20 protein-coding genes are annotated in these 23,064 nt (G+C 68.7%); 4 read left to right on the top strand and 16 right to left on the bottom strand.

Going from position 1 to position 23,064, the window contains the following annotated elements:
* Nucleotides 1-65 precede the first annotated feature (65 nt).
* From ABD188_RS11150 to ABD188_RS11105, 10 genes are all read right to left on the bottom strand, one after another.
* Nucleotides 66-1,151, bottom strand: a complete 1,086-nt coding sequence (locus ABD188_RS11150; RefSeq protein WP_344061936.1) for a UDP-N-acetylglucosamine--N-acetylmuramyl-(pentapeptide) pyrophosphoryl-undecaprenol N-acetylglucosamine transferase — start codon at nucleotides 1,149-1,151, stop codon at nucleotides 66-68.
* 9 nt (nucleotides 1,152-1,160) lie between these two features.
* Nucleotides 1,161-2,408, bottom strand: coding sequence for a putative lipid II flippase FtsW (gene ftsW / locus ABD188_RS11145; RefSeq protein WP_344061933.1), 1,248 nt, complete (start codon nucleotides 2,406-2,408; stop codon nucleotides 1,161-1,163).
* Nucleotides 2,362-3,927, bottom strand: a complete 1,566-nt coding sequence (gene murD, locus ABD188_RS11140) for a UDP-N-acetylmuramoyl-L-alanine--D-glutamate ligase (RefSeq protein ID WP_344061930.1) — start codon at nucleotides 3,925-3,927, stop codon at nucleotides 2,362-2,364. The genes ftsW and murD overlap by 47 nt, the downstream gene beginning before the upstream one ends.
* Nucleotides 3,924-5,033, bottom strand: a complete 1,110-nt coding sequence (gene mraY / locus ABD188_RS11135; RefSeq protein WP_344061928.1) for a phospho-N-acetylmuramoyl-pentapeptide-transferase — start codon at nucleotides 5,031-5,033, stop codon at nucleotides 3,924-3,926. Before mraY ends, murD begins: the two co-directional genes overlap by 4 nt.
* On the bottom strand, nucleotides 5,030-6,442 hold the full coding sequence (locus tag ABD188_RS11130) for a UDP-N-acetylmuramoyl-tripeptide--D-alanyl-D-alanine ligase (RefSeq protein ID WP_344061925.1): 1,413 nt from the start codon (nucleotides 6,440-6,442) through the stop codon (nucleotides 5,030-5,032). The genes mraY and ABD188_RS11130 overlap by 4 nt, the downstream gene beginning before the upstream one ends.
* Nucleotides 6,443-6,467: 25 nt before the next feature.
* Complete coding sequence (locus ABD188_RS11125) at nucleotides 6,468-8,252, bottom strand: peptidoglycan D,D-transpeptidase FtsI family protein (protein ID WP_344061922.1); 1,785 nt, start codon at nucleotides 8,250-8,252, stop codon at nucleotides 6,468-6,470.
* 4 nt (nucleotides 8,253-8,256) lie between these two features.
* Nucleotides 8,257-8,877 (bottom strand): cell division protein FtsL, encoded by a 621-nt coding sequence (gene ftsL, locus ABD188_RS11120; RefSeq protein WP_344061919.1) that lies wholly within the window; start codon nucleotides 8,875-8,877, stop codon nucleotides 8,257-8,259.
* Nucleotides 8,874-9,827: a 16S rRNA (cytosine(1402)-N(4))-methyltransferase RsmH gene (gene rsmH / locus ABD188_RS11115; RefSeq protein WP_344067032.1), complete on the bottom strand. Its 954-nt coding sequence runs from the start codon at nucleotides 9,825-9,827 to the stop codon at nucleotides 8,874-8,876. The genes ftsL and rsmH overlap by 4 nt, the downstream gene beginning before the upstream one ends.
* 103 nt (nucleotides 9,828-9,930) lie before the next feature.
* On the bottom strand, nucleotides 9,931-10,362 hold the full coding sequence (mraZ, locus tag ABD188_RS11110) for a division/cell wall cluster transcriptional repressor MraZ (protein ID WP_344061916.1): 432 nt from the start codon (nucleotides 10,360-10,362) through the stop codon (nucleotides 9,931-9,933).
* Nucleotides 10,363-10,558: 196 nt separating this feature from the next.
* Nucleotides 10,559-10,942 carry a DUF3040 domain-containing protein gene (locus ABD188_RS11105; RefSeq protein WP_344061913.1) on the bottom strand — a complete coding sequence of 128 codons (384 nt, stop codon included), beginning with the start codon at nucleotides 10,940-10,942 and terminating at the stop codon, nucleotides 10,559-10,561.
* 65 nt (nucleotides 10,943-11,007) lie between these two features.
* Between ABD188_RS11105 and ABD188_RS11100 the strand changes: the two genes are divergently transcribed.
* On the top strand, nucleotides 11,008-12,102 hold the full coding sequence (locus tag ABD188_RS11100) for a polyprenyl synthetase family protein (protein ID WP_344061911.1): 1,095 nt from the start codon (nucleotides 11,008-11,010) through the stop codon (nucleotides 12,100-12,102).
* A gap of 36 nt (nucleotides 12,103-12,138) precedes the next feature.
* Here ABD188_RS11100 and ABD188_RS11095 read toward each other — a convergent pair whose 3' ends face one another.
* Nucleotides 12,139-12,489, bottom strand: coding sequence for an Rv2175c family DNA-binding protein (locus ABD188_RS11095; protein ID WP_344061908.1), 351 nt, complete (start codon nucleotides 12,487-12,489; stop codon nucleotides 12,139-12,141).
* Nucleotides 12,490-12,696: 207 nt separating this feature from the next.
* Here ABD188_RS11095 and ABD188_RS11090 point away from each other — a divergent pair, with 207 nt between their 5' ends.
* Together ABD188_RS11090 and pknB are read left to right on the top strand one after the other, a co-directional pair.
* Nucleotides 12,697-13,881: a LysM peptidoglycan-binding domain-containing protein gene (locus tag ABD188_RS11090; protein WP_344061905.1), complete on the top strand. Its 1,185-nt coding sequence runs from the start codon at nucleotides 12,697-12,699 to the stop codon at nucleotides 13,879-13,881.
* 70 nt (nucleotides 13,882-13,951) lie between these two features.
* Complete coding sequence (gene pknB / locus ABD188_RS11085) at nucleotides 13,952-15,886, top strand: Stk1 family PASTA domain-containing Ser/Thr kinase (RefSeq protein ID WP_344061902.1); 1,935 nt, start codon at nucleotides 13,952-13,954, stop codon at nucleotides 15,884-15,886.
* 7 nt (nucleotides 15,887-15,893) lie between these two features.
* Here the strand turns inward: pknB and ABD188_RS11080 are convergent, their stop codons facing one another.
* The 3 genes from ABD188_RS11080 to ABD188_RS11070 are packed head-to-tail and all read right to left on the bottom strand — an operon-like array spanning nucleotide 15,894 to nucleotide 18,904.
* Nucleotides 15,894-17,231 carry a class II 3-deoxy-7-phosphoheptulonate synthase gene (locus ABD188_RS11080; protein ID WP_344061899.1) on the bottom strand — a complete coding sequence of 446 codons (1,338 nt, stop codon included), beginning with the start codon at nucleotides 17,229-17,231 and terminating at the stop codon, nucleotides 15,894-15,896.
* A 47-nt stretch (nucleotides 17,232-17,278) separates the two neighbouring features.
* On the bottom strand, nucleotides 17,279-17,965 hold the full coding sequence (locus ABD188_RS11075; protein WP_344061896.1) for a lysophospholipid acyltransferase family protein: 687 nt from the start codon (nucleotides 17,963-17,965) through the stop codon (nucleotides 17,279-17,281).
* 3 nt (nucleotides 17,966-17,968) lie between these two features.
* On the bottom strand, nucleotides 17,969-18,904 hold the full coding sequence (locus ABD188_RS11070; protein WP_344061894.1) for an ROK family glucokinase: 936 nt from the start codon (nucleotides 18,902-18,904) through the stop codon (nucleotides 17,969-17,971).
* 149 nt (nucleotides 18,905-19,053) lie between these two features.
* Between ABD188_RS11070 and ABD188_RS11065 the strand changes: the two genes are divergently transcribed.
* Nucleotides 19,054-20,880: an AMP-dependent synthetase/ligase gene (locus ABD188_RS11065; RefSeq protein ID WP_344061891.1), complete on the top strand. Its 1,827-nt coding sequence runs from the start codon at nucleotides 19,054-19,056 to the stop codon at nucleotides 20,878-20,880.
* A gap of 147 nt (nucleotides 20,881-21,027) precedes the next feature.
* Here the strand turns inward: ABD188_RS11065 and def are convergent, their stop codons facing one another.
* On the bottom strand, nucleotides 21,028-21,519 hold the full coding sequence (def, locus tag ABD188_RS11060) for a peptide deformylase (RefSeq protein WP_344061890.1): 492 nt from the start codon (nucleotides 21,517-21,519) through the stop codon (nucleotides 21,028-21,030).
* A 6-nt stretch (nucleotides 21,520-21,525) separates the two neighbouring features.
* On the bottom strand, nucleotides 21,526-23,061 hold the full coding sequence (locus ABD188_RS11055; protein WP_344061887.1) for a MinD/ParA family ATP-binding protein: 1,536 nt from the start codon (nucleotides 23,059-23,061) through the stop codon (nucleotides 21,526-21,528).
* Between the last annotated feature and the right edge of the window lie 3 nt (nucleotides 23,062-23,064).

Here is a 23,064-nt window from a genome sequence, read left to right as displayed (position 1 = left end):
GTCGGCGGGCGCGCGATCGTCTCGCCCGCGGCGGATGCGGCGCCGGCTGGTCGCGGGCCGGTGGGTCAGGCGCTCAGCGCCTCGTCGATCATGGCGACGACGTTCTCGGTGCCCGTGCGCGTGCCGACGGATGCCGCGGCCTCGGTCATCGCGGCACGCCGATGGTCGTCGAGCAGAAGCGGAATGACCTCGCTGCGCACGCGGTCTGCCGTGAACTCCCCGTCCGGGATGAGGATCGCGGCTCCGGCACGGACGGCGGCCGCGGCGTTGAGCGCCTGCTCCCCGTTGCCCACGGCGTACGGGATGTAGACCGCGGGGATGCCGAGAGCGCTGATCTCGCTCACCGTGGCTGCACCGGCCCGCGACACGATGAGGTCGGCCGCCGCGAATGCGAGGTCCATCCGGTCGACGTATCGCCGCATCGCGTATCCGGTGGCACCGGGGTCGATGAGCTCGGAGCGCTCCCCCGTCACATGGATGAGCTGCCAGCCGGCCGCGACGACGTCTCGCCAGGCGGCGCCGTGCCCGTCGCCGAACGCCTCGTTGAGCCTGAGGGCGCCCAGCGACCCGCCGAACACGAGCAGGATCGGACGATCGGGATCCAGACCGAACAGCTCCGTCGCCTCGGCGCGCTGCGCGGCGCGGTCGAGCCCGACGATCTCCCGGCGGAGCGGCATCCCGACGGTCTGTGAGCGCTTCAACGGCGTTCCGGGGAACGCGACACCCACTCGTGCGGCGGTGCGCGCACCGAGGACGTTCGCCATGCCCGGCTTGGCGTTCGCCTCGTGCACCACCACCGGCACCTTCAGGCGCCGTGCGGCGACGTACGCGGGTGCCGCGGCGTAGCCGCCGAAGCCGACCACCACGTCGACGTCGCGGGACGTGAGATGCGCGCGGACCTGGGCGACGGCGCGGCGGAAGCGCGTGACGAACGCGGCCGCGTCGCGGTTCGGTCGCCGTGGGAAGGGCACCTTGTCGACGAACAGCAGCTCGAAGCCGCGTTCCGGCACCAGTCTCGCCTCGAGACCCTCGCGGGTTCCGAGCACGAGTATCACGGCATCCGGATCACGATCGCGCAGCGCGTCGGCGACCGCGAGCAGCGGGTTGACATGACCGGCGGTGCCGCCGCCGGCGAGGAGGTACGTCGTCACCCGGTGACTCTACCGAGCGGCGCGCACCGGAGCGACGCGACGGACGGGCTGGACCGGTCGCTTCGCGGGAAGGGAGCGCGCGAATGCGAGCAGCACTCCCGAGGCGACGAGCACCGACAGCAGCGATGTGCCGCCCTGCGACATGAACGGCAGCGGCACACCCAGCACCGGGAAGACGCGCAGCACGACGCCGATGTTGATGAGCGCCTGCCCGACGATCCAGACCGTGATTCCGCCGGAGACGATCCGCACGAACGGGTCGTCGGTCTTGCGGATGACGTGGAACGCGCCGACGGCGAACAGCGCGAACAGCGCGAGGATGACGGCGCAGCCGATCAGTCCGAGCTCTTCGCCCACGATCGCGAAGATGTAGTCGTTCGCCGCGGCCGGGAGCCAGTCGTACTTCTCGCGTGAGTTGCCCAGCCCGAGCCCGAAGATCCCGCCGCCGGCGAGGCCCCACACGCCGTGGAGCGGCTGATAGCAGCTGTCGAAGTAGTCGGCGATGCAGTCCTGGTCGAGGAAGCTCATGATGCGAGCGAGCCGGTTGGGGTTCGTGACGGCGAAGAGGCCGACGGCGACCACCGCGGCGATCGCGGGGAGGATGAAGATCCGCAGCTTCACGCCCGAGAAGAAGAGCGCGCCCAGCACGATCAGCACGAGGACCATGGCGGTGCCGAGGTCCTGCCCTGCGAGGACCGTCGCGATGACCGCGATGGTGACCGGGACGACGGGGATGTAGACATGTCGCCACAGCCCGAGCAGGGTCTGCTTGCGGTACAGGACGTAGCCGAGCCAGAGTGCGAGACCGAGCTTCAGGAACTCGGCGGGCTGCGCCTGGATGCCGGCGATCATGATCCAGTTGCGGTTTCCGTGCGCCGAGACGCCGAGTGGCGTGAACACCAGCAGCTGGAAGATCGTCGCGAAGATGAGCGCCGGCCATGCCACACGCTTCCAGAACGCCACCGGCAGGCGGCTCGCGATGAACATGAGGGGGATGCCGATCACGGCGAACACGGCCTGCTTGATCACCGCGTCGTACGGCGGCTCGCCGGCCGCCGTCGCGGTGGCGGAAGTCGCCGACAGCACCATCACGAGCCCGAAGCCGGTGAGCATGAGCGCGGTCGACGCGATCAGCAGGAACTCGCTCGGGACCGGCGCGAACACCTTGCCGAGCGAGACGCGCGCCGCGAGTCCCCGCTTCTGCGGGCGGTCAGGCGTCGTCAGCGGAGGAGGGGTCCGCGGCTGGGTCGTCGTCATCCTCAGCCCCCGCTCCGATCAGATCACTCACGGCCGCCGCGAAGCGGCGACCCCGGTCGGCATAGGAGGCGAATTGATCGAAGGATGCCGCGGCGGGGGCGAGCAGTACCACGTCCCCGTCACGTGCGATTCCCGCCGCCAGTTCGACGACCCGTGCCATGACCTGTTCAGTCTCATCGGCGTCGACCTCGAACACGGGCACCCCGGACGCGTGTCGCGCGAACGCGGAGACGACGGGTTCCCGGTCCACCCCGATGACGATGGCGGCCTTGGCGCCCGCACCCCGCGTGGCCACGAGTTCCGTGATGTCGACGCCCTTGAGCAGACCGCCGACGATCCAGACAGCGCCCGGGTAGGCCGCGAGCGATGAGGCGGCGGCGTGCGGGTTCGTCGCCTTCGAGTCGTCGACCCAGGTGACGCCGGCGGCGAGGCCGACGACTTCGATGCGATGCGGATCCAGCCGGAAGCCGCGCAGCGCTTCGCGGATCGCCGCGGGCCCGACGTCGAGCGAGCGCGCGAGCGCCGACGCCGCGAGGATGTTGGCCACGACATGCGGTGCGGCCAGTCCGAGTCCCGCCAGCTCGGCGACGGTGGTCAGCTCGAGCGCACTGGTGCGCCGATCCTCGAGGAAGGCACGGTCGACCAGGATGCCGTCCACGACTCCCAGGTCGCTCGGCCCCGGCACGCCGAGGTCGAAGCCGATCGCACGAGCGCCCTCGACGACCTCGGCGTCTTCGACCATGCGCCGGGTCGCGGCATCCGCCTTGTTGTAGACGCACGCGACGCGGGTGTTATCGTACACGTGGGCCTTGGCATCGCGATAGGCCTCGGCGGAGCCGTGCCACTCGAGGTGGTCGTCGGCGAGGTTGAGGCACACGCTCGCGTGCGGTGAGACCGGGTCGGGACCGCCCTGGAGTCCCAGGTACCAGAGCTGGTGGCTGGAGAGCTCGACGACCAGGGCGTCGAAGCCGCTCGGGTCGCGCACGGCGTCGAGCACGGGCGTGCCGATGTTGCCGACCGGTGCCGCGCGGAGCCCGCCTTCGACGAGCATGGTCGCGGCGAGTCTCGTGGTCGTCGTCTTGCCGTTGGTGCCCGTCACCAGGATCCAGTCGGCGGGCGATCCATCCGCTCGCAGCACCTTGTCGCGCACCCGCCACGCCAGTTCGATGTCGCCCCACACGGCGACGCCCGACTCCTGCGCCCACCGGATGAGCGGGTGCGCCGGCGCGAACCCGGGCGACGCGACGACGACCTCGGGTGCGAAGTCCACGAGGTCCTGTGGAACGCCTTCGAGTGAGCCGGTCCACAGCCGCGCGCCGATCACGGGGAGCAGACGCTCGTACTCCCCGTCGGCCTTCTCGGTGACGATGAGGACGTCTGCGCCGAGCTCGGCGAGCGTGTCAGCGACGGAGAAGCCGGTGACCGAGAGACCGAGCACCGCGACGCGCAGGCCCCTCCAATCCGCGCGCCAGCTCGTGAGGTCGTCGAGCCGGGATTCTGAACGGGGGCGTGCGCTCATGTCTGCGCAAGCCACTCGACGTAGAACAGGCCGACGCCCGAGACCGCGAGCAGGCCCGCGATGATCCACATCCGAACCACGATCGAGATCTCGGACCAGCCGCGCATCTCGAGATGGTGATGGAACGGGCTCATCAGGAAGAGCCGTTTTCCGCGGGTGATCTTGAAGTACAGCCGCTGCAGGATGACCGAGCCCGGGCCGATGATGAAGGCGCCGGCGATGAGCACTCCGAGCAGCTCGGTGCGCGACAGGATCGACATCGCGGCGATGACGCCGCCGATCGCCATGGAGCCGACATCACCCATGAACACGTTCGCCTTCGGCGCGTTCCACCAGAGGAAGCCGATCAGCGCAGCGGCGAAGGACGCCGACACGATCGCCAGGTCGAACGGATCTCGGGTGGCGTAGCACGCGTTCGCGGTGTCGGCCAGGATCTGCGGCGCCTGGCAGCTCTGGTTGAACTGCCAGAACACGACGAGGCTGTATGCGCCGGTCACGAAGATGCCGACTCCGGCGGCCAAGCCGTCCAGCCCGTCCGTGACATTCGTGCTGTTGGACCATGCGACGCCGATGAACGTGACCCATGCGAGGTACAGCAGCCAGCCGACGACGGGGCCGAGCACGAAGAACCAGAGCGCCGGGATGTCACGGAACACCGATATGTACGGGGACGCGGGTGTTGCTTCCCACGCGTTGGGGAGCATCAGCGCGACGACGCCGAACGGCACGACGACGATGATCTGGCCGACGATCTTGCGCCAGCCGGTGAGCCCGAGACTGCGCTGCCGGCGCACCTTCATGTAGTCGTCGATGAAGCCGACGATGCCGAAGCCGACCATCATCCAGAGGACGAGCCATCCCGAGATCGTCGGAGGGTTGTTGCCCGTGTAGCAGCCGACGAGGTAGCCCACGATGGTGCCGATGATGAAGATCGTGCCGCCCATGGTGGGCGTTCCGCGCTTCTCGCCGTGGCTCGGATTGCGGATGTCTTCGGGCGTCCGGATGACCTGGCCCCAGCCCCACTTCCGGAACAGCCTCAGGAAGACGGGCGTCAGGAACAGGGTGAATGCGAGCGAGATCGCGGCTGCCGTCAGGAGTGATCTCACGAGAACGATTCTCCCAGACGATCGCCGAGGAACCGGAGACCTGCGGAGTTCGAGGACTTGACCAGCACGCGGTCGCCATCCCGCAGTTCGCCCATGAGGTAGTCGTACGCCTCGTCTGCCGTGGCGAAGAAGACGGCCTCGCCGTCCCACGATCCCTGCGCCACGGCCTCGAGGAACATCCTCCGGGCGCCGGCGCCCACGATGACGATGCGCTGGATGCCGAGACGCACGGCGAGGAGGCCCACCCGGTCGTGCTCGTCCTCGGCGTACTCGCCGAGCTCGCTCATCGCGCCGAGCACGGCGACCGTCCGCTCGCCAGGGCCGGTGATCTGCGCGAGGGTGCGGAGGGCTGCCGACATCGAGTCGGGGCTGGCGTTGTAGGCGTCGTTGATGATGCGCACCCGCTCGGACCCGAGCGGCTGCATGCGCCAGCGCTCCGCGATCTCGACGGCTTCCAGCCGGTCCACGCACGCGGCAAGCGGCACGCCGAGCGCGGTGGCCGCAGCGATCGCGGCCAGCGCATTCATGACGTGGTGCTCACCGAGCACGCGAAGGCGCAGCGGCAGCGACTCGCCGTCGGCGGTCACGACGCACGTCGTGCCGGCCGCGGTCACCTCGACATCATCCGCCCGCACGTCGGCGGCGGGGCCCCGCCCGAACCAGCGGACGGCCGCATCCCGCTCTGCCGCGAGCGGCGCCATCGACGCGACCCGCGCGTCGTCGGCGTTCAGCACCGCCAACCCGCCGCGACGCAGCGCCCGGACGAGCTCGGACTTGGCCGCGAGCGTCGCCTCGATCCCGCCGAAGCCTCCGGCGTGCGCCATGCCGACCATGAGCACCACGCCGAGGTCGGGCTCGACCAGCCCCGCCAGCCTGGCGATCTCGCCGGGCGCGCTGGCGCCGAACTCGCTCACGAGGTATCTCGTGCCTTCGGTGACGCGAAGCATCGTGAGCGGCGCGCCGACCTCGTTGTTGAACGATGCTTTGGGCGACACCGTCTCGCCTTCGGGCTCGAGGATTCGCGCGAGGAGGTTCTTCGTCGTGGTCTTGCCGTTCGAGCCGGTGATGCCGACGATCCGGAGGTCTCCGCGCTCGCGGACGCGCGCGACGACCTCGCGGGCGAGGTCGGCGAGGGCCGCGACGACATCAGGCACGACGACCTGGGTGACGGTCGCCGCGACGGGCCGCTCGACGATGGCGACCACCGCGCGCGCGTCGACGGCGGCCCCGACGAACAGGTGTCCATCGGTCTCTTCACCGGGCTTGGCGACGAAGATCCCTCCGGGCCCGATGAGCCGCGAGTCGGTGTCGACCGCGCCGGAGACCACGGTGTCGGGGGTGTCGCGGGGGGCGAGCAGGATCTCGCCGCCGACGGCGTGGGCGAGCTGTGTGAGGGTGAGGGCGATCATGTGTTCTCCGGCCGGATCGGAGGTGTCACCCGAACTTGGGCAGCAGCTCCGGCGCCGTCGTGGAGGGCATGACGCGATACGTCTTGAGGACCTGCGTCATGGCCTTCTGGAACGCGGTCGCGTTGGCCGCAGACGACTTTACCTTCGTCGGCTCATCGAGAGTGACGATGACGATGTACTCCGGCTCCTCCGCCGGTGCCATGCCGATCATCGTGGTGTAGTACGCCCCGGCCTTGTATCCACCGCTGCCGTTGGACTTCTCGCCGGTGCCCGTCTTGACTCCGATCCGGTAGCCCGGGATCTTGATGGCATCGGCATAGAGGGCCTGGAGTCCGACGTTCTCGAGGATCTCGCGCATCTGCGCCGCCGTCGACTTCTTGATCACCCGCACCGGATCAGGCAGCGTCGGCTCGACGACCTGCCCGTCGGCGGTCGTGCACGACTCCACGAGCGAAAGCGGCATCCGCACCCCGTCATTGGCGATCGCGTCGTAGGCTCCGGCCAGCTCTGGCATCGTGGTGGTGAGGCCCTGACCGTACGCCGTGTTGTAGATGGTCTGGTTGTCCCACTGATCGACGGGCCAGATGAGGCCCGACTGCTCGCCGTTGAAGCCGACGGCGCTGCCATCGCCGATGCCGAACTTCTTGAAGTAGTCGTAGCGTGTCTCGGGACTCACCCGCTCGCTGAACTTGGAGATGCCGGCGTTCGATGAGTCGATCAGCACACCCGCGAGGGTGTAGGTGTACGGCCCGTGCGAGAACGAGTCCTGCACGCGGGCGCCGTTGGGGAAGATCTCGGTGCTCGCGGCGACGACCGTCGATGTCGGCGACTGACCGCCGGCGTCGATCACGGTGGATGCGGTCAGCGCCTTGAAGGTCGACCCCGGCTCGAACGAGGCCCGGAAGATGCGACTGCCGCGGTTCGCGGGCTTCGAGGCGGTCACATCGTTGGGGTCGACGCTCGGCCACTCCGCGGCGGCGCGGATCTTGCCGGTGGCGGTCTCGACGACCATGATCCCGCCGCTCTTCGCGCCCATGTCCTGCGCCTGCTCGCCGATGAGCTGCTGCAGGTACCACTGCAGGTCGCGGTTGATCGTGAGCTGCAGCGTTCCCCCGTTCACCGCAGGCTGCGTGCGCTGCGTGCCGGGAATGATCACGCCGTCCTTGCCGCGCGCGAAGGCGAGCGTGCCGTTGGTGGCGGCGAGGCAGGAGTCTTCGGTCATCTCGAGGCCCTCGAGGGCCTCCCCGTCGGTGCCCATGAAGCCGACGAGGTTGCCGGCCACGGCGCCGTCCGGATATGTGCGCGCCGGATGCTGCAGACAGGCGAGGTACGGCACGCCCAGGTCGGCGAGGCCGCGGTAGACCTGCGTGGAAAGTCCGCGGGCGAGCATCGCGTACCGTGACCCGGCGTCTTCCGCGAGTGCGTCCGCGACGATCTTCTGAACCTTCTTGACCTTCTGGCCCGTCAGCTCGGCGATCGCGACGGAGACCACGGACCACGGCTTCGCGGTCGAGGTCTCGGCGAGGATGTCCTGATCGATCTGGGTGATCAGGAGTGGGTCCAGCTGACAGTCGTACTCCAGCACGCTCCCCGCAAGCGTCTGACCGGTCTGGTCGACGATCGATCCACGCGTGCCGTAGAGCGTCTGCGAGCCGCCGAGGGCGTGCTCGAGCGACTCTGCGATGTGCTCATCGGCATTCACGACCTGGATGTCGACGAGTCGCACGATGAAGCCCGCCAGCACCGCCAGCACGACGGCGAGCGCGACGACCGTTCGTCGGCGGGGGCTTCGCGTTGCTCTCGTCACCATGTGATCAGTGTGTGCTCGGGGTGGGGAGTCCGTCCGTCACCGGCGCCGGAGTGTTCGCGACTGCGGCCTTCTTGCCGCCGGCCTTCTTGCCACCGGTCTTGTTGTCCGCGGGTGTCTCGACCGGGACGCCCTCGATCGTGGCGTCGGGGTCGGTGACGAGCGGCGTGTCGGTGATGAGCGCGTTCGCGACGACTCCGCGGCCGATCGCATCGACGGACGACTTGCCGAGCGACACATCGCCGGCGCCGAGGAGCGCGCCGTCGCTCAGCCGCAGATAGTTCGGCGACTCGTCGATGACCATGCCGAGGGCGGCGGCGTTCGCCGCCAGGTACTGCGGCGAGCTGAGGCCCGCGACATCGTCGTAGAGCATCTGCTTCTGATACGTCAGGGTCCGCTGCTCGCCGGCCAGCGATGACAGCTCGTAGGACGTCTGGGTCGTGAGAATGGACAGCGTCATCTGAGCCGCACCGATCGTGATGGCCCCGAGCACCGCCACGATCCCGTAGAGCTGGCGCGGCCGTCGCCGACGCGCCGGCGCCTCGACGACGCGCAGGCGTTCGCGCGGCGCATCCTTCCGGCGCGGTGCGGGTGCTGCCGCCGGACGTACGGTCGCCGTGGCGCTCATACCGCCGCCTCCACTCGCTCGGCCGCGCGGAGCCGCACGGACGTCGCACGCGGGTTCGTGGCTCGCTCGTCGTCGGGCGCGAGTTCCGCACCCTTGACCAGCAGCCGGAAGCGAGGGGTGTGCTCGGGCAGCTCGACCGGCAGCCCGGATGGCGCCGTCGATGCCGAAGACCGCGCGAACTCGCGCTTGACGAGCCGGTCCTCGAGCGACTGGTAGGCGAGCACGACGATCCGGCCGCCCACCGGCAGGATGCCGAGAGCCGCAGGGATCGCCCGCTCGAGCACCGCCAGTTCACGGTTGACCTCGATGCGCAGCGCCTGGAACACACGCTTGGCGGGGTGGCCGGTGCGCTGCGCGGCATAGGGCGTCGCGGTCACGAGGATGTCGACGAGGCGCCCCGAACGTTCGATCGGCGCCTGGGCCCGCGCCGCGATGATGGCGCGCGCGTAACGGCCGGCGAGCTTCTCCTCGCCGTACCGCTCGAAGATGCGGCGCAGGTCGCCTTCGCCATACGTCGCGAGGATGTCTGCCGCCGTCGTACCGGTGGACTGGTCCATCCGCATGTCGAGCGGCGCGTCCTGCGAGTAGGCGAAGCCGCGGTCGGCGACATCGAGCTGCAGCGACGAGACGCCGAGATCGAAGAGGATCGCGTCGGCCGCGTCGAATCCGGCAGATGCCACGGCCTCCGCGATGCCGTCGTAGACGGTGTGCACGAGCGTGACACGGTCGGCGAAGCGTGCCAGACGCTCGCGGGCGATGCGCAGGGCATCCTGGTCGCGATCGAGGCCGACGAGCCGCAGCGCCGGGAAGCGCTCGAGAAAAGCCTCGGAGTGCCCGCCCATGCCGAGTGTGGCGTCGACGAAGACGGCACCGTCGCGCTCGAGCGCGGGGGCGAGCAGCTCGATGCAGCGATCGAGCAGTACCGGGGTATGGATGTCGCGGAGGTTCATGATGTCGGGTCCCGGTCCCCAGGCCCTGATCCCCATCCGCTCTGACCTGGCGCCGGGGAAGTGCGTCAGGGCGGGAGCGGCTGGGAGTCAGGACCGGGGGGCCTCAGAACAGGCCCGGAATCACCTCCTGCTCCAGTTCGGCATAGCTCTCTTCATTGCCTTCGGCGTAGGTGGCCCAGGCTTCGGCGTTCCAGATCTCGGCGTGAGCGCCGACGCCCGTGACGACGAGGTCGCGCTCGAGGCCGGCGTACGAGCGCAGCGGAGGGGGGATGGTGATGCGGTTCTGGCTATCGGGCTTCTCGGCGCTGGCGCCCGACAGGAACATTCGAAGGAAGTCGCGCGTCGTCTTGTTGCTCAGCGGTGCCTCGCGGATCCGCTCATGGATCCGCTCGAACTCCTGCGTGCTGAAGACGTACAGGCAACGATCCTGTCCACGCGTGACGACGATGCCGGCCCCGAGGTCATCCCGGAACTTCGACGGGAGGATGACGCGGCCCTTGTCGTCGAGTTTGGGAGTGTGCGTGCCCAACAGCATCCGCCATCACCCCCCTTTGTTCCGGCCCCCCGGGTTGCCCGCCACGTTACTCCACTTTCCTCCACTTTGTCACCCATTCGATGCGCGGCAACGCCGCCGGCATCCGCTGGTGGGGAGTCGTCACCACCGTCCGCGCAAACAAAAGCACCGACCCGGAGGTCGGTGCTCAGCTGTAGAACTCAGTGGTGGATGCGGATCAGCGCTCGCCCTGCCGCTTGTCCCACCGGTCGTTCATACGATCCATGAAGGAGGAATTGGCGCGAGGCGGTACGGCCGTAGGTCGCGCCGGCTCGGTGGGCAACGGCGCGACGGCGCGCGTCGGCGTGACGGCCAGGATGACGCCGCCGAGCATGACGAGGAAGCCGAGGACTCCGACGATGATGCCGGCGACCTGGGGGCCGATGGCGACGCCCACGATGAGCCCGCCCAGACCGAGCAGCACCAGGACGGTGCCGTACACGATGTTGCGATAACTCAGCGTGCGACCGTCGCGGGGCGCACTGACGACGTCCGCGTCATTGCGCATGAGATGGCGTTCCATCTCATCGAGCAGTCGCTGCTCCTGTTCGGAGAGTGGCATTCATCCCCCTCTGGTGGCTCGATCACGTCGATTCTACGCGTGCCCTGGATCACTAGGCTAGGCCCGTGACAGCCTCCATCGACCCGGTCGAAGCGATTTCCCAGCGACTGGACATCTTTATCGGAGGTCAGCGCCGCGCAGCGGCCGAGTTCGGCGCCGAGGCGGCCGTTCTGGTCGACGCGGCCACGGTCGCGGTGACCGGTGGCAAACGACTCCGCGGACGATTCTGCATCGCGGGCTGGCGAGCCATCGCCGAAGCGTCGAATCCCGCTGCCGACGCACCGTCGTCGGTGGTGACAGCGGCTGCGGCGCTCGAGGTGTTCCACGCCGCTGCGCTCGTCCATGACGACGTGATCGACAACTCGGATACGCGCCGCGGGCGCCCGGCGGCGCATCGGGCGCTCGAGGGCGCGCATCGCTCGGCGGGATGGGTCGGGGATGCCGCAGCCTTCGGGCGATCGTCGGCCATCCTGCTCGGCGATCTGCTCGTGGCGTGGAGCGACGACCTGCTCGAGGAGGCGCTCGCCGCCGCCGTCGGATCGCACGCGCCGGCCGCACGCGAGGAGTACGCGGCGATGCGACGCGAAGTCACGCTCGGCCAGTTCCTCGATATCGCCGAGGAGTCTGCGTTCCGTTCCGAGCCCGACGATCGGCATGCGGACCGGGCGCTTCGCGTCGCGTCGTTGAAGTCCGCGCGTTACAGCGTGCAGCGGCCGCTCGCGCTCGGCGCCGCGCTCGCCGGGGCCGATGCACCGCAGTCCGCGGCGCTGGCGGCATTCGGCCATCCACTCGGCATGGCCTTCCAGTTGCGAGACGACGTGCTCGGAGTCTTCGGCGACGAGCGCGAGACCGGCAAGCCATCCGGCGACGACCTACGCGAGGGCAAACGTACGGTGCTCGTCGCGTTCGCACGCGAAGCGCTCGCACCGTCGGCACGGCGGATCGTCGACGAGCTCATCGGCGATCCGGATCTCGATGCCGATCAGATCGCATCGCTGCAGCGCACCATCACCGACACCGGAGCGCTCGACCGCGTCGAGGCACTCATCGCGGAGTACGCCCGCGAAGCGGACCGTGCCCTCTCCGGAGCGCGTCTCGGCAACGGTGCCGTCGGCGAACTGAGGGATCTCGCGCGGTCTGCGACGGTCCGCGTCACCTGAGCGTGCGCCCCGGTCGCTGTGCCCGTCGAACCGGCGTCAGGCGAGACTCTGCGCCACGCGCCGCACTTCGCTCTTTCGACCTGCGCGCAGCGCCTCGATGGGCGGGATGCCGATCGAGTCGTCCGGCTCCAGCAGCCAGTCGATGACCTCGTCGTCGGTGAATCCCGCATCGTGCAGCACGAAGATCGTGCCTCGCAGCGATGAGAGCGGATGTCCGTCGACGATGAAGACGGCAGGCACTTTCAGTGCGCCGTCTCGTCGGGTGGCGACGAGCTGGGATTCGTCGAGCAGGCGCCGTACACGGCCGAGCGGCTCGTCCAGCACCTCCACGAGTTCGGGAAGGCTGAGCCAATCGGTCTGGATTCGCGGCGCGGAGTCAGCGGTCACCCAGCCACTATCCCACCGGAACGATCCCTGTGCATCCCGGTTGCCCAGTCACATCCGCCCCATTGGTCACTTGAGCCCCTTGCGTAGCATCAGTTGACACTAATTCACTTCCGTGACACGGTTTGCTGAGTCGATAGAGGGGGGAATCTCTTGCGACCCGAACACCACATCCACCGTGGGCGCACTTCGCGCGTCCTCGCCGGAGGAGTGCCTGTTGCGCTCGCCGGATCCATTGCGCTCGTTCTGAGCGCGACACCCGCGAATGCCAGCGAGACCCGGTCCGACGAGCGGATGCTGCGTGCGCTCCCCGCCTCGGCGCACGGCTCCGGACTCACACTCCGCGTCGTGGCGAGCGCCGTCCCGGCGACATATACGGTCAGGCAGGGCGACACCGTCAGTGCGATCGCGACCCGGTTCGGACTCCGCACCGTCGACCTCCTGGCCTTGAACGGCCTCGGCTGGAGGTCGATCATCCACCCCGGCGACGTGCTGCGCCTCACGGGCTCGAAGCCCGCCGCTGCCGCGCCCGCAGCTCCCGCCCCGGCCGCACCGGCTGCGTCATCCGGCACCTACACCGTCCAGCGCGGTGACACCATCAGCGCGATCGCGAGCCGCCACGGGGTCTCGATCCAAGCGGTGCTGTCGGCGAACGGGCTGGGATGGTCCTCGATCATCTACCCGGGCAACTCACTCGTCATTCCGGGCAAGGCGGCGCTCGCGGCCGCTCCCGCTTCCGCACCAGCCGCGCCGCAGGCGCCGGCTGCGGCACCTGCAGCTCCGAAGGCGCCCGCGCCCGCTGCCCGCGGCAGCTACAAGATCAAGGCCGGGGACACGATCAGCTCGATCGCCGCCGGTCACGGTGTCTCGATTCAGGCGGTCCTCGCCGCGAACAAGCTCGGGTGGTCGTCCATCATCTACCCCGGTCAGACGATCACGATTCCCGGTGCGATGCCCGCGGCTGCCGCACCCGCAGCAGCGAGCGCCGGCCTCGACGGCGAGCAGATCGCCAACGCCCAGCTGATCGTGCGCGTCGGGCGCGAGCTGGGTGTGCCCGACCGCGGCATCGCGATCGCACTCGGCACCGCGATGCAGGAGTCCTCGATGCGCAATCTCGACCGGGGCGACCGGGACTCGCTGGGGCTCTTCCAGCAGCGCCCAAGCACCGGGTGGGGCACGGCGGCCGAGGTCAGCGACCCGGTCCGGGCCGTGAAGGCCTTCTACGGCGGTGCATCCGACCCCAACGGCAGCCGCACGAAGGGACTCCTCGACATCCCCGGGTGGCAGGGTCTGACCTTCGCGCAGGCGGCTCAGGCAGTTCAGATCTCCGCCTATCCCGACGCCTACGCGAAGTGGGAGAAGTCGGCCTGGGCGTGGCTTGCCGCGGTCGGCTGACGCGCGGCGCTCTCGACAGCGGGGTGAGCCGCTCCGCGTCCTCGCAGGTACCCGTCCGTAGACTCTCAGCGTGAGCACGAGTCAGCAGACCGACCCGCTCATCGGCCGACTCGTCGACGGCCGATACCGGGTCCGCGCACGCATTGCGCGCGGAGGGATGGCGACCGTGTATGTGGCGACCGACCTGCGACTCGAGCGGCGGATCGCGCTCAAGGTGATGCATGGTCACCTGAGCGACGACACCGTCTTCCAGAGCCGCTTCATCCAAGAGGCTCGAGCGGCCGCCCGCCTCGCGGACCCGCACGTCGTCAACGTCTTCGACCAGGGGCAGGACGGCGACATGGCGTACCTCGTCATGGAGTACCTGCCCGGCATCACTTTGCGCGAGCTGCTGCGCGAGCAGCGCAGGCTGAACGTCCCGCAGACGATCACGATCATGGACGCGATCCTGTCGGGGTTGTCGGCGGCGCATCGCGCGGGAATCGTCCACCGCGACGTCAAGCCCGAGAATGTGCTCCTCGCAGAAGACGGCCGGATCAAGATCGGCGATTTCGGGCTCGCCCGTGCCACCACTGCGAACACGGCGACCGGGGCCCAGCTGCTCGGCACGATCGCCTACCTCGCTCCCGAGCTCGTCACACGCGGCACCGCGGACGCCCGCAGCGACATCTACTCCCTCGGCATCATGCTCTACGAGATGCTGACCGGCGAACAGCCGTACAAAGGCGAGCAGCCCATGCAGATCGCCTTCCAGCACGCGACGGATTCGGTGCCGCGTCCGAGCGTCAAGAATCCCGGGGTACCCGAGCAGCTCGATGAACTCGTGCTGTGGGCGACGGAGAAGTCGCCCGATGAGCGCCCGGTCGACGCGGGTGAGATGCTGACCCGGCTGCGCGAGATCGAACGCGACCTCGGCATCACCCCGGTGATCGCCCGCACCGCGCAGACCGGCACCATCCGCGAGGCCACGACGACGGGCGAGCTCACCACGGTGCTGCCGCTCACCGCCACCGGCCCGACATCCACCATCGGCGACATCGACAACGTCACCCGCCTGCGCCGCGCCACCAGGCGACGGCAGGGCAAGGGGTGGTGGCTGATCACGCTCGTCATCCTGCTCGCCGCGCTCGCGGCGGCGGCCGGCTGGTGGTTCGGCTCGGGCCCGGGTTCGCTGGTGGCGGTGGCGGATGTGGAGAACCTCACCTTCGCCGAGGCTGAGTCACGCCTGGCCGACGACTCCCTCGTCGCGGTCGAGAAGGGCGTGAGCAGTCTCGATGCCGAGCCTGGAATCGTCGTCGGCACCGAGCCGACCAGCGGCACCCGCGTCGACAAAGACTCGAAGGTCACCGTGCTGGTCTCCCTCGGCCCGGCCGAAGTGACGATCGAGAAGCTCATCGGCCACACGGAGACAGAGGCCCGCGGCATCCTGCAGTCGAATGTGATCGACGTCGCCGACGAGAACGAGACCTGGTACACCGGTTCGGCTGCCGGTCTCGTCGTCGGCACGATGCTCGCGCCCGCCGACGGCTCGGAAGCCTATGCGTGCGGCGAGGGCTGCACCGCCCACCAGGGCGACAAGGCGACGCTGTGGGTGTCGCTCGGGATCATCCCCGATGTCGCGGGTCAGAGCGCGGAGGCTGCTCGCAGCACCCTGGAGGGCCTCAACCTGGTCGTGGCCGAGGACCAGACCGAGGCGAGCGACACCGTCGCTGCGGGCCAGGTCATCCGTCTGATCCGGCCCGACGACGGATGGCTGAAACCCGGCGAAACCGTCACGCTCGTGGTGTCGAGTGGTCCACCGCTGTTCGCGATCCCCGACCTGAGCGGCAAGACGCTCGCCCAGGCGAGGGATGCGGCGGCAGCCGAGGGCTTCACGATCTCGTACGACGAGTTCTGGGATGGCGCCCCGGACCCGTTCACGCAGGTGAAGTCCCAGAACCCCAACGCCGGAGAGATGCGAGTCAGAGGAACAGACATCGCGCTCGTCATAGGCGGGGTGTTCTAGGAGGCCCCTAGAGCTGTTCGAGCTCCTCGGCCACCAGGAATGCCAGTTCGAGACTCTGCATGTGGTTCAGGCGCGGGTCGCACAGGGACTCGTAGCGGGTCGCGAGCGTCGCCTCGTCGATCATCTCCGAGCCGCCGAGGCACTCCGTCACGTCGTCACCGGTGAGCTCGACGTGGATGCCCCCGGGGAACGTGCCGACCGCGCGGTGCGCGTCGAAGAACCCCCGCACCTCATCCACGACGTCGTCGAAGCGACGTGTCTTGTACCCCGTCGGTGTCGTGATCCCGTTGCCGTGCATCGGGTCGGTGACCCACAGCGGTGTCGCTCCCGAGTTGCGGACGGCCTCGAGGAGCGGCGGCAGTGCGTCGCGGATCTTGCCGGCGCCCATGCGCGTGATGAAGGTCAGGCGACCCGGCTCGCGCTCGGGATCGAGCTTGTCGATCAGCGCCAGCGCGTCGTCCGCGGTGGTCGAGGGACCGAGCTTCACGCCGATCGGGTTGCGGATCTTGGAGAAATAGTCGATGTGCGCGCCGTCGAGGTCGCGCGTGCGCTCGCCGATCCACACGAAGTGCGCCGACGTGTTGTACGGGGTGCCGGTGCGCGAGTCGATGCGGGTCATCGGCCGCTCGTAGTCCATCAGCAGGCCCTCGTGGCCGGTGTAGAACTCCACGCGGCGCAACTCATCGAAGTCGGCGCCCGCCGCCTCCATGAACTTGATGGCGCGGTCGATCTCGTGCGCGAGCCGCTCGTACTGCTGGTTGGCGGGGTTCTCGGCGAAGCCCTTGTTCCACGAGTGCACCTCGCGCAGGTCGGCGAAGCCACCCTGGGTGAAGGCGCGGATGAGATTGATCGTCGACGCGGCGGTGTGGTAGCCCTTGAGGAGCCGCGCCGGGTCGGCACGCCGCGAGCTCTCGGTGAAGTCGAAGCCGTTGACGATGTCGCCGCGGTACGCCGGCAGCGTGACGTCGCCGCGGGTCTCGGTGTCGCTCGAACGCGGCTTGGCGAACTGGCCCGCCATCCGCCCCATCTTCACGATGGGCATCGAGGCGCCGTACGTCAGCACGACCGCCATCTGCAGCACGGTCTTGATCCGATTGCGGATCTGCTCGGCGGTGGCGCCGGCGAACGTCTCGGCGCAGTCACCGCCCTGCAGCAGGAATGCCCGACCGGATGCCGCGCGCGCCAGCCGGTCGCGCAGGTTGTCGACCTCACCGGCGAACACGAGTGGCGGCAGCGTCGCGATCTCGGCGGAGACGGCGGCGACAGCGTCAGCATCCGTCCACTGCGGCTGCTGCTTGATGGGCAGGGTGCGCCAGTGGTCGAGGTGGTCGGGCTGCTCAGGCATCCGCCAAGTCTATTGTGACCGGGAGGTGTGACGCCGCGCCGGCAGCCTCAGGACTTCGCCTTGGCCCGTTCCTTCACCGTCGAGGCATAGACGTCGTCGTACTCCTGCTCCCCCAGCCGCTGCAGGGCGACCATGATCTCATCGGTGACCGAGCGGAGGATGTACCGGTCACCCTCCATGCCTTCGAACCGCGAGAAGTCGAGGGGCTCGCCGATGACGATGCCGATCCTGATCACCCGGGGCACGCGCCGACCGATCGGCATCATGGTGTCGGTGTCGACCATCACGACGGGAACGACCGGCACGTGCGCTTCGAGAGCCATGCGCGCGATGCCCGTCCGTCCGCGATACAGCTTGCCGTCGGGGCTGCGGGTGCCCTCGGGGTAGATCCCGAGAAGGTCGCCTCGCCCGAGCACCTGAAGACCGGTGTTCAGTGATGCCTCGGACGCCTTTCCTCCGGATCGATCGATCGGAAGCTGGCCCGACGCATTGAGGAAGAACCGGGTCGCCCACCCTTTGAGACCCTTGCCCGTGAAGTAGTCGCTCTTCGCGAGGAACGAGACGCGCCGGTCGATCATCAGCGGCAGGAAGATCGAGTCGATGAACGACAGGTGATTGCTCGCGAGGATGGCACCGCCCTCGATGGGAACATTGCGGCGGCCGACGATCCATGGGCGGAAGATCGCTTTCGAGATCGGTCCGATCACCACGTACTTCATCAGCCAGTAGAACATCCGCTATCCCTGCGCGACCGCGAGGTCGGCGGCGCCGATGAGGCCGGCATCGTTGATGAGCTGGGCGATGGCGAACGCAGCGACGGGCCGGTCGCCGTATCCGGGCAGAGACGTCTCGTACGCCATCCGCACCGGGGTCAGAAGATCCTCCCCCAGCTGCGCGACACCGCCGCCGATGACGAACAGCTCGGGATCGAGCACGGCCTGGAATCCGCCGCACGCCTCGCCGAGCGCCGTAGCGACGCGCCGGAGGGCTTCGATCGCCCCCGGGTCTCCCGCGAGGACCAGGCGTGAGACGGCCGGTCCGCTGATCGTGCCCTTGTCCGCCCGCAGTTCGGCCAGCGCTTCGCCGATCCCTCCGCTGTCCGCGATCTCGTTCGCCGCCCGTTGCAGGGCTCGTCCGGACGCGTACTGTTCGAGACATCCGTTCTGCCCGCAGCCGCACGGCAGTCCATCGCGGATGAATCGCGTGTGTCCGAGCTCCCCGGCGATGCCGTGGCCGCCCCGGAACAGCTTTCCGTCGAGCACGACGGCTCCCCCGACACCGGTGCCCATCGTGAGCATGACCATGTGACCGACGCCTTGGCCGGCACCGAACCGGAACTCGGCCCAGCCTGCCGCGTTCGCGTCGTTCTCGATGACGACCGGCACGTCGATGCGCGCCTCGAGGGTCGCTTTTAGCGGCTCGTTTCGCCATGCGATGTTCGGGGCGTGGATGACGGTGGCCTGATCTCTGTCGATGAATCCGGCGGCGGCCACTCCGACGGCCGCGATGTCGTGTCCTGCGCTGAAATGCCGCGTCATGTCGATGACGGCATCCGCGAGTGCACGCGTATCTTCCGGTGTGTCGACACGAAGCTTCTCGATGATGTGTCCGTCCTCGTCGACGACACCTCCCGCGATCTTCGTCCCGCCGATGTCGATTCCGACCTTGAGCACCGCTGTTCCTCTCCCACCGGCGCTCAGGCGACGGCGCCTTGCAGTCTAGCGGCGGAGCCGGTTCCACACCCCCCGGTGGCGATCGCATCCCGAGGATAGACTCGACGCAGACCTCATCCCGAGATTCAACCGGTACCGAAGGAGTTGCCGTGGTGCAATTCGAAGTCCCCGCGATCGTCCCTGCTGATCCGCAGGCGAACGTCACCGACCTGCTCGTCGAACGCGTGAAGGCGACCCCGGGGCTCGCCCTGTTCGCCGTCCCCGAGGGCGATGGATGGCGCGACATCACAGCCGCGGACTTCCACGCCCAGGTGGTCGCCCTCGCGAAGGGCTTCGCCGCGGCAGGGCTCGAGCCCGGCGACAAGGTCGGCTTCATCGCGCGCACCACCTACGAGTGGACACTCGTCGATTTCGCGCTCTTCTTCGCGGGTGCCGTCATGGTCCCGATCTACGAGACCAGTTCGCCCGCGCAGGTGGCGTGGAACCTCGCCGATTCGGGCGCCGTGGCGTGCATCGTGGAGTCCGCCGAGCACTCCGCGCGACTCGATGAGGTGCGCAGCGATCTGCCCCTCATCCGCTCGGTGTGGGCGATGCACAACGGCGACCTCGACACGCTCAGCGCACAGGGCGCGGGGGTGACGGATGCCGAGATCGAGCGGCGCCGAAACATCGCGAACGGCGCCGACATCGCGACCCTCATCTACACGTCCGGGTCGACGGGCCGGCCGAAGGGGTGCGTGCTCACGCACAGCAACTTCGTCGAGCTGACCCGCAACTCCGGCAAGGCGCTGAGCGAGGTCGTCGAGGTGCCGGGAGCATCCACCCTGCTGTTCATCACGACGGCGCACATCTTCGCGCGCTTCATCTCGATCCTCAACGTCGTCGGAGGCGTCAAGACCGGGCACCAGCCCGACACCAAGAACCTGCTGCCCGCGCTGGCCTCGTTCAAGCCGACGTACCTGCTCGCCGTGCCGCGCGTGTTCGAGAAGGTCTACAACTCCGCCGAGCAGAAGGCCGAGGCGGGAGGCAAGGGCAAGATCTTCCGCTCCGCCGCGCAGACCGCGATCGAGCACTCGAAGCTGCTGCAGGACGGCAAGAAGATCCCCTTCCTCATGAAGATCAAGTTCGCCCTGTTCGATCGGCTCGTGTACAGCAAGCTCCGCGCCGCGATGGGCGGGCGGGTCGAGTTCGCGGTGTCGGGATCCGCGCCGCTCGGCTCGCGGCTCGGCCACTTCTTCCACAGCCTCGGCATCACGATCCTCGAGGGCTATGGCCTCACCGAGACGACGGCGCCCGCGACGGTCAACCTCGCGAAGAAGTCGAAGATCGGCACCGTCGGTCCCGTGCTCCCCGGCGTGGGGATGCGTCTCGCCGATGACGGCGAGATCCAGGTGCGCGGCATCAATGTCTTCCGCGAGTACTGGCGCAACCCGGAGGCCACTGCGGCGGCGTTCGACGGCGACTGGTTCAAGACCGGTGACATCGGCACGTTCGACGAAGAGGGCTTCCTGACGATCACCGGCCGCAAGAAGGAGATCATCGTGACAGCGGGCGGCAAGAACGTCGCCCCCGCGGCCCTCGAAGACCCGATCCGCGCCAACCCGATCGTCGGCCAGGTGGTGGTCGTCGGCGACCAGAAGCCGTTCATCTCGGCGCTCATCACACTCGACCCCGAGATGCTGCCCACATGGCTCGGCAACAACGGCCTGGCGGCCGACATGCCGCTCGCCGACTGCGCGAAGAACGACGCCGTCCGCGCCGAGGTGCAGCGGGCGATCGACAACGCGAACAAGTCCGTGTCGCGCGCCGAATCCATCCGCAAGTTCGTGATCCTCGCGGATGAGTGGACGGAAGCGAGCGGTCACTTGACGCCGAAGATGAGCATCAAGCGGAACGTCATCATGGACGACTACGCCATCGCGGTCGAGGAGCTCTACAGCGTGCCGGTGAGCACGACGAACGTGTCGCTCTCGTAGCAGAGCGGCTTGACGACGAAGCCCCGGGATGCCGCATCCCGGGGCTTTCCGTCGCCCCGTCGTCGAGCGACACTGCGGCTCGCTCCACTCGCTCAGTGCAGCTCTCCGCGAGACGAACCGGGCCCGACGCTCAACGGGCGATACGCGTCAGAACCAGTCCGACTCGCGGATCTCGCGCATCGCGACGCGACGACTCTCGGGCGTGAGACGGTCGAGGAACAGGGTGCCGTCGAGGTGGTCGGTCTCGTGCTGCAGCGCCTGCGCCAGCAGCCCCTCCCCCTCGAGCACGACGTCGTTGCCGTCGAGGTCGATGCCGACGACCTTCGCCCACGGATGGCGGAGCGCGTCGTGCCAGAGGCCCGGCACCGAAAGGCAGCCCTCGCCGACCGGTTCCGGCTCACCCGACACCTCGACGAGGACCGGATTGATCACATAGCCGATCTCACCGTCGATGTTGTAGCTGAAGGCGCGCAGCCCGACACCGATCTGGGGTGCCGCAACCCCGGCGCGACCTGGCAGCTCGACGGTCTCGATGAGATCGCGCACGAGTGCGCGTACGCCGTCGTCGATCTGATCGATCGGCGCACTGACGGACTTCAGCACGGGGTCGCCGAAGACACGGATGGGACGAACGGTCATGGATGCCTAGGCAGCGCGGGCGAGCGAGCGCAGGCCCTCGACGACCGAGGCTGCCAGTTCACGCGCCGCGAGACGGGTGGCGGGCTGCAGGTCGCGGAACGCGATGGCACTCCCGGCCGCGATGTGCGGGTCATAGGGAATGCGCACGACGTTGCGCACCCGCGTGCGGAAGTGGCCCTCGAGCTCTTGGGGCCGTACGAGCGGTGTGCCGGGACGGGCGGAGTTGAGCACCACGACCGCCGAGCGCACCTGTTCGGCATAGCCGTTCGTCTCGAGCCAGGTGAGCGTCTCGGACGCCAGGCGTGCCTCGTCGACGCTGAGCCCCGAGACGACGACCAGCTGATCGGCGAGATCGAGGGTCGCGCCCATGACCGAGTGCACGATGCCGGTTCCGGTGTCGGTGAGGACGATCGAGTAGTAGTGAGCGGCGAGCGAGGCGACATCGAGATAGTCGCGGTCGCTGAAGGCCTCCGACACGCGCGGGTCGGCATCCGATGCGAGCACGTCGAGGCGCGTCTCGTCACGAGCGACGATGGAGGACAGGTCGTTGTATCCGACGACCTCCCCGCGAGCGCGGACGAGGTCGCGTACCGTCTTGCCGCTGCTGCGTGCGATGCGCTCGGCGAGCGTGCCCCTGTCGGGATTCGCATCGACGGCGATGACACGGTCGTCGCGGGCATCTGCCAGGGCCATGCCCAGCAGTGTGGTCACGGTCGTCTTGCCCACACCGCCCTTGCGCGAGAGCACCGGCACGAATCGGGCTCCGCCGGTCAGGGGCGCGGCGATGCGGCGATCGAGCTCCTTGCTCGCGCGGGCGCGCTTGCCGTCACCCAGATTGATGCGGTGGCCGGAGATCGAGTAGACGAAGTGCTGCCAGGCGCCCTCGGGCTCTGGACGCACGACCTGGTGAGGATCGAGCAGCCGGTCGGCCGTGAGCAGGTCAGCCGACTCGCGGTTGCCGTCGAACTCACCCAGACGCTTCGAGGTGAGCGTCACCTCGGTGTGCGGGGTGACGCGCTCCACCGACTGCACGCGGTCGAGACTGTCGGGGTGGTAGGCCTCGCGGCGGGTGGCGGGCGTGGACCCGGTGACGGTTTCCGGCTCGGCAACCGCGGCCGCAACGGCACCCGCAATCAACGCGTCGTACCCCGATGCAGCGTCGGCGGAAGGCGACGGTGCCGCGGATCCGCCATCGATGTTCTTGGCCGCTGGATCGTCGATCACTTCAGCATCCTCCACATCGTGCCCCGCCACGGCGTCGCCCCGACCGTCCGACTCGTCGTACGCGAGTGGACTCACATCGATGATCTCACCCTCGGCCGTCTCGGTGGCCAGGTCGGTGTCGATCTGGAGGGGCATCTCGTCGCCGATGACGTCGTCATCGTCTGTCAGATCATCGTCCGACGCGGCGGGCAGGCTCACACTGAACCCCTCGGTCGCGCCGCCGAGGATGCCGAGACCGCTGGTCTCGATGCTGCCGCTGTCGGAGAGCACGCCGTGGGCTGCGTCGTCGTCGGTGTGGTCTGGGCGATCGGGCGTCACTGC

It is taken from the genome of Microbacterium pumilum, assembly GCF_039530225.1.
Taxonomy (GTDB): Bacteria; Actinomycetota; Actinomycetes; order Actinomycetales; family Microbacteriaceae; genus Microbacterium; species Microbacterium pumilum.
The sequence above is the reverse complement of the archived record's forward strand: the minus strand, read 5'-3'. Positions and strand labels throughout refer to the sequence as shown.